The 12,170-nt window shown below is 47.1% G+C and carries 4 protein-coding genes; 1 reads left to right on the forward strand and 3 read right to left on the reverse strand.

The genetic code is table 11. The annotated features are described in order from the left end of the window. Positions 1-61: 61 nt before the first annotated feature. Positions 62-2,272: an OmpA family protein gene (locus BUC30_RS12080; RefSeq protein WP_244536620.1), complete on the reverse strand. Its 2,211-nt coding sequence runs from the start codon at positions 2,270-2,272 to the stop codon at positions 62-64. A gap of 18 nt (positions 2,273-2,290) precedes the next feature. Then, positions 2,291-6,631: a hypothetical protein gene (locus tag BUC30_RS12090; RefSeq protein ID WP_244536621.1), complete on the reverse strand. Its 4,341-nt coding sequence runs from the start codon at positions 6,629-6,631 to the stop codon at positions 2,291-2,293. Positions 6,632-6,906: 275 nt separating this feature from the next. Between BUC30_RS12090 and BUC30_RS12095 the strand changes: the two genes are divergently transcribed. Continuing rightward, a complete protein-coding gene (locus BUC30_RS12095) occupies positions 6,907-7,431 on the forward strand; it encodes a hypothetical protein (protein WP_244536622.1) in 525 nt (174 codons plus the stop codon). A gap of 130 nt (positions 7,432-7,561) precedes the next feature. On the opposite strand, the gene BUC30_RS12100 is transcribed toward BUC30_RS12095, so the two are convergent. Beyond that, positions 7,562-12,106 (reverse strand): T9SS type A sorting domain-containing protein, encoded by a 4,545-nt coding sequence (locus BUC30_RS12100; protein WP_073425101.1) that lies wholly within the window; start codon positions 12,104-12,106, stop codon positions 7,562-7,564. Positions 12,107-12,170 lie beyond the last annotated feature (64 nt).

A 12,170-nucleotide genomic window follows, 5' to 3' on the forward strand; every position in this document is an offset into this window, starting at 1 on the left:
TCCACGAGCCCATTTAATTCAACGAAAAAGACCTGGCTCTCAGCCAGGTCTTTTTGCAATTCTATTTTTTTAACTCTTCGACAGCCTTTTCAGCTTTTTCGCGGAGAGCTCGTATTTTCTTAGCGCCCGCCTTCGAAGCAGACCTTACCTTTTTATTCGGATCCACCTTGAGCTTTACCTTGGTTTCAGGTTTTGCTTCGGGCGCCACCTTAGCTCCCTGATTTGCTGTTCCATTCACGGCGGCACTGTCGACATTTGCCCTAGTGCTGTCGTTCAACAGAGAATCAGACGGTGCAGCCACGGTGCTATCGCCTTCGGTGTAGTAACCGAACGGGATGAGTTCCACGCGGCGGTTCTTGGCACGGCCTTCGTCCGTTACGTTATCAGCAACAGGTACGCGAGTACCAAAGCCAATGGCGCGGAGGCGTTCAGCAGCAATACCCTTCGACTGGAAGTAATCCGTCACAGAGTGGGCGCGGTCTTCAGAAAGCTTCTGGTTGTAATCTTCGGTACCCACGATATCCGTATGGCCCTGGACTTCAAGCTTCACTTCCGGAATCTTTTCCAGGAGAGCGATGATGTCGTCCAAAGTCGGGTAACTGGACGTCAAAAGCTTTGCCGAGTCGAATTCGAACTGGATGCCCTTCTTGAGGTAATCCAGGTCTTCCTTGCGGCGCAGCGGGCAGCCACGCTTGTTCACCTGAATTCCCGGGAGCGTATTCGGGCACTTGTCCTTGTAATCCGGCACGCCATCCTTATCGGTATCGAGCGGGCAGCCGTCAGCATCCACGGCGACACCTTCCGGCGTATCCGGGCACTTGTCCGGCCCATCAAAGACTCCATCCTTGTCGGTGTCGAGCGGGCAGCCAACAGAATCAACCTTGACGCCCTTCGGCGTTTCAGGGCACTGGTCCTTGTAATCTGGGACCGTGTCTTCGTCCGTATCCAGCGGGCAGCCGACAGAATCTACCTTGACGCCCTTCGGCGTTTCAGGGCACATATCCTTGTAATCCGGGACCGTATCTTCGTCCGTATCCAGCGGGCAACCGACAGAATCCACGGCGACACCCTTCGGCGTATCTGGGCACTTGTCGAGACCGTCAAAGACCTTGTCTTCGTCAGTATCGATGCCGCAGCCGTCTTCGTCCACGACTATCGGCGGGAACGTTTCCGGACACTTGTCCTTGCGGTTCTTTACGCCATCGTTGTCGTCGTCGCCGTCAAAGCCAAACGTCCACGTGAGCTTTGCGATACCGGCAATAAGCGGCTGGGCAACATAGCAGTAGCTAGCCCTGTAACCCGTTTCGCCCTTGAACTTGATCTGGAAATCCTTGCAGTTGTCCATGGCGTCTTTGCGGTCATAGCCATCCACGAGGTTTCCGATACCGATATCGATACCAGCAGCAAAGTCAATGTTGAAGAACGGAATCTTCACATTGATACCCGGCGTGAGCACCATCGGGTCGGTAATCGGGCTGAACGGATACGCATCGTTGCCAAAGCGCATTTCGCCACTGAATTCGAGGAACGGCTGGATGTAATCGTTGATTTCCAGGTTCACGCCAGTGCTATACACGAGCGTATTCGAGGCATCGCCAAAGCCGATCATCAGTCCAAGGGATGAATTCCACGTCAGCGGAACTCCCTTCTTGGTATAGTCTACGGCGACAACGCCCGTAAGGCCGAGCATCACGCTGTTTGCCGTGTAGGCATACGTCGGGCCGCCTTCGTTATCGAGGAACCAGGCGTGACGCGGGCGAATACCCACGCCCCTCCAGCCAGTCGGGACCGTCAAATCCACAACAGCGGCCGTCTTCATGTAATCCGGGCCAAAAAAGTGCGGCGTGCGGTACTTGGCATAGAACTGCAAGTCGCCGAGGCCTCCCTTGCCCATGTGAGCGCGAATCGCTTCGCCAGAGTAATCCTTTGCGTGGTCGTAGTAAATCGGGAGGCTCACGCCGATATCCAAGTCATCACGGAGGCCAAACGCAAAGTTAAAGTTACCGGCCAAAGCGCCGTCAATGCGGCCCTTTTCCATACGGGCATCCCACACATCGAGTTCCTGGGTACGACCATGTTGGTCCGTAAACAAGGCGCCACGGGTGTAACCCCAGTTATCGGTCGCAATTGTACCGCCCGTCCCTAAACGGAAGTGAAAAAATCCAAGCGTATTCGCATCTTGCTGGTGGAGGCCGGTTTTACCCCCCAGGAGGCCGGTCTGTGCAAAGACCGCCGCCTGCGCAAGTGCAAGTATAAGGGTAAGTTTTTTCATATTCTAGTACAATTTCTATCAGCGGGTCGGGCACCACCCAGCCCATTTATTTAAACCTTCGCAATAAATGTAAACTGCAAAATTAAATATGCAGGTCTTATTATGTTCCGGATTAAACGCATCGCAATATTCTTCCACAGTTTCTGCTTTCTTATAAACTTGATTTGTCTTTACGTAGTATTCCGTTTGTTCGTAATACCTAAGAGTAGACTCAGTTATATCTTCACCTACATGATTGACAAATTCACAGGCGGAACCTGTAGAATGGTCTTCGCAATATTCTGCCACAGATTGCCACATGCTCTCCAATTTGACGAAAGACTCGGTACCGACATGGCAGATTTTCTTGTCGGTTTCCGTTTGACATTCAATATATCCACCACAGTGAGACATACTAGAAGAACTACGCGGATTGTTATGATACCCACCGTAAGTCAAATTTTCACCATGAGTTTCGCAGTACTCATCAGAAGTAATCCACTGATACATGGATGATTCATCCTTGTACGCACAGACATAGGTTACGCTTTCTTTGGTAACAGTTGCTTTTTCGTTATCTCTGTTGCAAATCTTGTCGAGAGCAATGTCTGTGGAGGCGTCAACCCACTTACCATCGCCATTTACGACTTCTTTAGCTATAGAGCACTTGAAACTGAGGCTTTCACCATCCTTGAGGGTTTCGCTCTTAATGTCTGTAATATTTTTAGTATCACCTCCATCGGTATCGCAAATACCAAGCTTGGCGTTAAGGTACTCTTTTTCATCAATTACTAGCCAATCTGTGGAGGAAGAACTTGCGGGGATTCCTTCTACGTTATTATTAGAAAGACATCCATAGTATGCGTCACCGACTATAGCGACATCTTTTTCGTTCATTCGATTACTCGTGCAAATTCCAAGCGTTGCGTTTTCATCCAAATCGCTTGCTTTAACCCAAGAGTATCCGCTGGAAACTCCAGAAATGTAGTTACACTTGTATTTTTCCCCTCCGTAAACAGCTACTTTGGTTTGATTTTTCATCTTATCTTCATCGCATTCGCCATAGATATCCTCAAAGGTAGGTTCGTGCCAATCATCTCTCTTGGCACTAGCGACAAACGTCTTCGGATTTTCGCCACTCTTTAACGTTACGTTGACTTCAAAGGCAATGCCGTCGGCGTAGCCACTAGCACGCTTGTAATCGCCATAGTTGCAAAGGACATTAATCCATTTCTGTTTTTCGACTTCTGGCATATTCGAGGCAATTTTACTCTGCACGGTTTCTACAGAATCAGGCTCACAGTAGATGTTGACCCAATCGTTACAAGCGTAAATTATATTATCCTTATAACCATTCAAGAGCAAGAGGGCGCTGTTTCTTGTGCTTTCGTTGGTAAAATTACCGTAGTACACCCATTTCTTGGCCCCGCTAGCAGTATTGTTTCTCGCATAGGTAGAACCGTGGTAGCTACACTTTTCGTTGAAGGTCGATTCGCCGAGGTCTTCGTCTTCAACCTTCTGCACTGTAGCCTCGACGCGATCACCCACGCAATATTCATCAACAGTCGTTTCACGCCATTCATGGCTATGGTTACCCCAGTTGTCTGTATATTCAGAATTTTCTTCACAAACATATTCATAACCGGATTCAGTAACCAATTTTTCATTGACATAGCCATAATGGCAAGCCTTTTTAACAATATACACTTCTTGCCAATCAGCAGCGATCCATTCGTATTTTTCCTGTTTATCAAGGTAATCGCACTTATAATAATCGGAACCAGTTTCTGCCTTGACTTCGCCCTTTTCCATCGTAGTTTTTGAACATATTCCATATTTCTCATCATGATCATCTTTCTGTCTCCATTTGGAGCCATCACATACAAGGGTTATTTTGCTCGTTGTCGTGGCTAGTTCCGCATTTTTGTAGTCGAACAGCTTTTCTTTGCCTTCGTTTACTGTAGCGCTGCATTCACCGAGGTAAAGCTTGGATTCCGGATTGTTGGCCAGTTCTTCCGGAGTCATGCCACTTGCAGCGCTAGAAGAGGATGCAACAGAGTTCGAAGAGTTCGGAATACCTGGCACAAGAGCATCGCAAGTAGAAGAAGCTGATAGATCACATTCGCACTCATACTCTTGAATTTCCCCGTCAAAGAACGCCGATCCCTTATCTCCTTTATTACGGCCCAAGCATACATTTTCAGTATCTTGCCAGTAGCATTTTCCATTGTCGCATTCACAAACGGCATTTTCATCAAGACCTTCAAAGCTATAGAAGAAGGTCGAATTAACTGCGTCAGCATCGCAAACTTGTTCCACCGTTGCAACACCTACAGCCCAAAGTGTTATAGGATACCAAACTTGTTCGTTTTCGATATATTCAAAGTAACGGAAATATCCCCCTTCGACATCAGACTTATACACCTTGCTGCTATAGCCAGACGGATCATTGAAAACCTTTGCGTCTTCGACTTTAAGCTTATAGGCTTCCACAAATCCATTCTGCAAAATCTTGTAATAGACGGCATCCGTACCACTCCAGACATTCGTTTCAGCAGTATAGTCGCCATGCTGCATTTGGTTCCACTTGAAGAAGTTCGCGTCGATAAGCAAAGCGAGGTAATCAACAAAGAACATGCTGTGTTCCTTGCCTGCGTAAGTCGTATTGACGGCGGTGTTAAAGTTGCCGTTTTCAGCAAAGACATTGCGGAAAGCGTTATAGACCGAGTTAAAACCCGGAGTCTTGTCCTTTTGGTCAATGAGGGCCATCACCCACACGACGCTGTTGAAGTTTTCGGCCAGGCCAATCTGATCGGGGGCATAATGTTCGAAAGACGGATATTCTTCGCTGTTTTCCAAATAAAGGGCGTGGGCAAGGTCCTTGTTTGCCTGCTCGTTTGCAACACCAAAACCGTTACCATCGTCAACCAACTTCTTTACGCGGGCGGCCTTGTAGTCGGTCAAGAAGTCGATGACAACCGTATCGGACGCATCGGACAAGTCTGCATAGGCGTTGTAAATGACATCCGTTGCGTTCGAGCCAAATCCGCCAAAGGCGCCGAAAGCGTTGTTACTCAAGTTCAGCTTAACGCGGAGCTTCACAACCGGGGTCGTAAGGTTCGTGATGTCGAGATCCCCTTCGAGGCGTGCAACCTTGTATTCCACCGCTTTTTCGTTGGTTTCTTCGATTGTCACAAAGGATTTATTGGCAGAGGCGAACAAGTCCTGCATAAACACCTTGCCGCTCGGGGCGAACTTTTCGTCAAGATCCGTCACGGTAAGTTCTGCATTGTCGCCACCCTTGAGGTTCTTCCAGATTTCTTCATAGATGTCGTTGGTTTTTGTTTCCTTGTTGGCCTGCACCGGGAAACGCACGACAACATGCTTCTTGTACACCTTGGCGAGATTCTCGTTCACGGGCGTGAACGGGATTTCCATCTTGGTTTCGGCTTCGCCGCAACGGATTGTCACGGTGATAATAGCCTTTTCGTTGTCACGAACCGTATCGACGATGGCGCAAGACTTGTCTTCTAGTTCTGCATTCCAGCTGCTGTAGGCGTCGTTGAACTTGCTGTCGATATCTTCGCCGAACTTGTCCGTTGCAGAACTCAAGTTCTTGAGGGCGTCATCGACGTCCTTCTGGTTCTTGGCAGAAGCACTGCTCAAATTCTGGAGAGCTTCGTCAATTTCGCTCTGGCTCTTGGCAGAGGCGCTGCTGAACTTGGCGTCAATATCCTTGTTGATGGCGTCCATATCGGCATCCTTGCCATCCTTACCATTAGTGCCGTCCTTGCCGTTTTCACCCTTCAGGGATTCAAGCCATTCCTTTTCGGTACCTGTAAAACCGTTATCCTTCGCGATTTCGTAAGCGGACTTACCATTCGTTCCGCTAGATCCGTTCGTTCCGCTGGTGCCATTCGTTCCATCGACACCATCTTTACCATTCGTGCCATTGGTGCCGTTCGTACCGTTTTTGCCGTCGGCACCATCCTTACCATTCGTACCGTCCTTACCATCAGCACCATCCTTACCGTTGGCGCCATCTTTACCATTGTGGACAACACCAATCGTATCGCCACCATCGCAAACAATGGCAAAGCCGGACTTATCTTTCAGTTCCTTGGATTCGCAACGGTACTGAATAGCTTCGTGGTCGTTCATGGCGACCCATTCGCCTTCAGAGCACACGTACATCGTAGCCTCGGACTTCACAAAGGCCATGGAGCCTTCGGTCTTTTCACTACAGTCATCGTCATTCAAGGAAGAAACCGTGGTGAACTGGTTGCCATCCTGAGAATACAACAGGTCATCGCCGCAACCGGCGAAATAGAAAGCCATTGCAGAAATTGCAAGACCAAGCTTGATGGATTTATTTTTCATTTTTCTCATTTCCAATTCTTTACATTTTGAAAAACGTGGCAAAATCTAGTTTTTTTGGGCAAATTGTAAAGAGATTATTGCATAGTCCATTTGGGCGATGGCAAATCCAAAAACGGCGAAAAAAAGCGAAAAATCGACTACTTTAAGGTCTTTTTGCGTAAAACAGGTGCTTTTTCGACCCATTTGCAAAAAAGGGACGCTTTTTTAACTAAGCTTTATGTATATTCAAATCATGGGCATCAACAATGCTCGAAGTTTTTAAAAAAAGGTTAATAATGCTTTCTTATCAAGACGCCTACAAAATTGCAGAATCCGTTCACCAAGGTCAGCAAGACAAGGCCGGTGGCCCATACATCGATTTCCTCCAGAACGTCGCCGATTATCTTAAAAACAAAGGCGAATCCGAAGATGTCCAGGTTCTCGCCATTTTGCAGGATTCCATTACATCCGCCACTAAAAAGACTCCGGACGACATGATCCAGATGGGTGTTCCTGCCGATATGGTCGACCTCATCCAGAAGATGACCTACCACAAGAATCAGGCTTGGATTGACGAATACAGCTGCCACCTCATGGAAAAGGGTGTGCCGGCCGAAGACGCCACCTATGACGCCCGCGAAAAGGACTTTGTACGCTTTGTCGAAACACTCAAGGACAATCCGACTGCAGCAAAGGCAAAGAGCGCTATCTTGAACGTGCTCATGGACGACAAGTACATCCACCGCCAGGAACGCCGCGAACTCAAGACGAAGTTCCGCCTCAAGAAGTACAAGGCAGCCATCCAGGCACTTGGTGTGTAATTCAGTATAGAGAACGCCGCACGCGGCTACTGACTAGAGACGAGAGAAATCTCGTCTTTTTCTTTACCTCTCACCTATAAAAAAAATCTCGGATGTTCTCCGAGATTTTTTCGCTTGAAATCGCCAATCCTTACTTCAAAACAACGCTCTGGACAAGTCCATCAACACGCACAATATAGGTGCCCGCTTTTTCCAAAGCTATGTTCGCATTTCCAGACGCATCAACATGTTTCGACGCCACAAGATGTCCAAGAGCATCAAAGACCTGGACACGTTTGCCACGCGCTGTCGAAAGCACAATCATGCGACCCAGCACCTGAACACGGAAGGAACGCTGCACAAGAGTCTTCAAACTTGTTGCCGAACTCGAAGAGCGCTTCACAGAACTGCTCGATTTAGCCTTACTAGAGCTTGACGATTCAACAACCGAGCTACTCGATTTAGCCTTACTAGAGCTTGACGATTCAACAACCGAGCTACTCGATTTTGCCTTGCTAGAACTCGACGATTTCACAACCGAGCTACTCGACTTTGCCTTGCTAGAACTCGATGATTCAACAACCGAGCTACTCGATGCAGGCTTTGACGAACTGCTAGACGAGCTTTCAATCTTGACAGAAGAACTGCTCTTCACAGCAGAAGACGAAGATGCCACAGAACTCGACGAGAGCGGTTCATAACTAAACGACATACCCAGAGCCTCTTCGTCAAACACCGGATAAGTCTCGCTCTTTTTCCACACATGGCTATTTTCAGCCGTATTGCCAGACGTATTCAGCAAGTCCACAAAATCATCGGATTGCATATATTTTGTGCTAAGCGGACTCGTATAGACATAGAAATTTTGCAAGGTTTCATCTTCCAAAAATGTTTGAATTTGCTCGCAGCTCTTTTCGCGAGAATAAGAGGAATCATAGTAAACAAGCGCCGTAAAATCAGGATAAACCTCATCTGGGCATTTCGGAGAAACGCCTACAGGATTTGCCTTGGATGCATTGACCGGAGCAGCATTATAAACGTTCCTTATAAACTCATTGAGGTCAGAAGAATAAGGTATTCCAGACCTTTCTGGAAAGAATTCATTTATATGCCCATAAAGTCCGCCCGCTTCGCCATCCGTCGTAACCGCACCCCAGTTATAGGCATCGCGGAATTCTTCAGTTGAAAGCAAAGCCACAAGGCCACCACCAATCACCTTTTCACTTTCTCCTAGAACCGTCACCGGGGCCACATTGGCAACCATCTTCAAACGTCCACTCGCATAGCCCGCAAGACCGCCCACAGTGTTATAGTAGGTATCGTCTTTTGACTTTTTCATGGTCACACTGCCCAAATTTATAGACTTTTCAATATTATGGCATGAACCGCAAATTCCACCAGTAGAACCGTCTTTATGATTGACTCCCAAAACCTCTATACGGCCGTAATTGACGACGCGGGCAATCGAATCCTGTGAATTCGCAACAACTCCGCCGACAACGCCTAAACCATAAATGTTTCCCTTGTTGACGCAATCAAAGGTATTTCTCGAATCCGCGGCAACACCACCGACCATGAAATCTTCAACCATGCCATAATTTTTAGAAGAATCCGCTAAAACTATTTTCACGTCACCTTCGTTTCTGCTAGAAGAGACATTCGCTCGGCCAGCCACTCCACCAAGCATTATAGTTTTAAGTATCAATGATGTAGAATCAACAAACGTGATAGCACCTGTATTCAAGGAATGATCAAGCTTTACATCCTTAAACACATACGTTCCGGCCGACACACCACCTAAGATGAGCCCACCCTTGAAATCATCCATAGCAATTGCGGTAATATCACCATGGTTTTCACACGAATCAAGGTCAGCATCATCGGCGACAACGCCAGCAACATGAGAAGGAGAGAATAAAGATGCTCTAGGATCAATGCTAATGCCATCATAACTCCCAAGCAACCTGACCGTGATTTTTCCAAAATTCTTGGAACCTTTAATCATACCCCAACCATTGTCAGCCACAAGACCGCCAAGATTCATGTTTCTATAACCAACGTATTCAATATCACCTTCGTTTATGCAATTTAAAATAGAGCCCTTATCACTATTTGACGCAACAATACCAGCAACACGCGTAGACCCGTTCGCCTTTATGTTTCCAAGATTGCGGCTATTGCGAATAATCCCGTCATTGAGGCTTGCAAAACCGGCAACCACTTCATACGAGCCCGCTGGCACATCAAAATCACTGTAATTGACACAGCTATCAATAATTGAAGCATTATAATTTTGATAGACAAAGCCTGCGACCGTGCGCAAATTTTCGCCATTTTCAAGGACCGCTCTCCGAAGAGACGAATTCAGAATTTCTCCGCGATTCAACTGAGCAAAAGCCCCATGCCCTCCCTTGAGAAGAGAATTGACGAGATGCAAATTCTTGATCTGACCATAATTGTCTCTAAACAAGGAACCGTTCAATCCGTATATCTTATGGTTGTTGCCGTTAAAAACACGTTTAACATATCGGCCAAACTCGCCTAACGTTTTCAGTTCGCGCGTCATCACCGATAACGAATCCTTGCCCATGACAATATCATTGACCAAAGCCGCCCTAGTTGTATAATTAGCGCCTTTCGACAAATACCAAGCCAATTCCGACGGCGTGAAAATCGCCCAGTAGAGCGACGTGTCCAGATGCATGCGCAGTTTGGGGATGCTCAGCTCGCCATTCCAGCCAATGACAGTCGGATCAGGACGGTACACGACCAAAGAAGGATCCTTAATCGTCTTGGAATACTTGGCATAAATAGTAGCGGGACCATTGAACACGGTCGATTTCGAAACCGTTTTACCCGTAGAATCGACCCAGCCTTCAAAATAGCGACCTTTCGTAGAATATGCCGGAGGCAAGTCTACAAGATGTCCCTTGTAATCCGTAAATCCATAAGACACAAAAAGGCTATCGTCTAGATCAATCCTAAAAAGCGGCAAATGCGAAGAATCACTAAAGTGCGGATAACCGCCATCGAAACTCCAGTCCAACCTTGAATAACGGCCCTCTTCATACATAATCCGCCCCTTAGCCTCGTCTCTCAGGGCTTCGTTCAACTTGTCCACAAATTCAGCCGATTGCATTTCTTTTGTCGATAGAGCAAAGGACTCTAAAACCGATCCATCCTTTTCTTGGAGCGCCACAATTTCAACAGACGGAAGCAAAGTCGAATCGTAAGCCGAAGTGACAATCCGGCCAGGGTTGACTGCGGCAATTCCTCCAATCAAGTCCGTCGCTGAAGCGGATGCATAAGAATATGACGAAATTACCAAGTCCTTGTTTCTTCCGCAAATTCCACCGACAGAATCCCCCGCCAAAACACCGCGGTTGATTGACTGGCGAATACTGCTGGTATTCATGCCTGCGATACCGCCGACGCATTTCCCATTCACTTTACCTTCATTGACGCTAAAATAGATAGCCCCGCCATCTCCGACAATTCCACCGGCATAATTACCCTCCACGCTCCCCTTATTAGTGCACCAACTGATATCCGTACCACGTACAACGATACCCGTACCATTTCCAATAATACCCCCAGCATTTCGTCCGCCATAAATGCTCCCTGTATTTTCGCAATAGTAGGCATGTTTTCCATTCCCCGAAATGCCCCCCGCATCGCCATAATCAATTGAAACCGAACCAGAGTTACTGCAATGGACCACGAATGCCTTAGCAAATCCCACAATTCCACCAGCTTCACTTGATTGATTAGTCGATTGAGACTTAGAAACAATTTTTCCCGTATTCGAACAATAAGAAACCGAATCTACAAGTACGGTAGTCCCAGGCGACGTTATGAAACCAACAACGCCACCTATCGTCTGATCAGAATCAAAATGAACCTCAATGTCACTTGCATTAGAGCAACTGTCGATGAGCCCATCCATCCGCCCAACTACATTGCCAATAGTCACATGGTTAACACCCACAACACGTTCATCAACCATCTTCCTTGGAAGAGCCTCAAACTTAATCAAGCCTCCACGGGTATGCACATTGTGAATAATGGAAGAAGACGTAAATCCAACAAGGGCAGCCCCATAAAAAGAACTAACATAAGCGTTCGAATCAGCCCCAAAAGAAGCTCCGTAATTGGCTATCGTCACATTTTTAAAGAATCCATTATCCACAAATCCAAACAATCCAAAAACAGAATCCTTTTTAGACGCTAGATTAAGTCCATAAATTGTGTGGTTCTTGCCATCAAAGAGCAACGCGTCAATAAAGCCTTCCGCATTTCCAATAGGCTCCCAAGGAAATTCCGAGACAGAAGACATGTCACTCCCAAAAACGATGTCGTTGTCTAGCACGATACAGCCCCGCCAAGGCTCTTTGACCGTCGGTTCCTTGGCATTTTCATCCGCATCGGGATCTTCAGCAGGATCTTCGGACGGAGTTTCCACGAAATTTATCATTTTCGCAAGACCCGCCAACTGTTCCGGCGTGGAAATATGGTAAAGCGGAAATGTAACATCGATAATTTCATTATTGCCCGCTTCAATTTGTAAAACGGTATCGCGAGCCTCAGGCACCGTAGCACTACCGTCCCAGGCGGCAAATGCAAAAGAAGCCCCCAAACACGACATTGCAAAATAAAACGAGGTCAAAGAATAGACCGATTTACCTTTATCAAACACAGCATCCTCCTTTTTATGGACTAAATAATAATTTGTATTGGAAAATCTGACAACCTTTTTTGCA

It is taken from the genome of Fibrobacter sp. UWB7, assembly GCF_900142945.1.
GTDB lineage: Bacteria > Fibrobacterota > Fibrobacteria > Fibrobacterales > Fibrobacteraceae > Fibrobacter.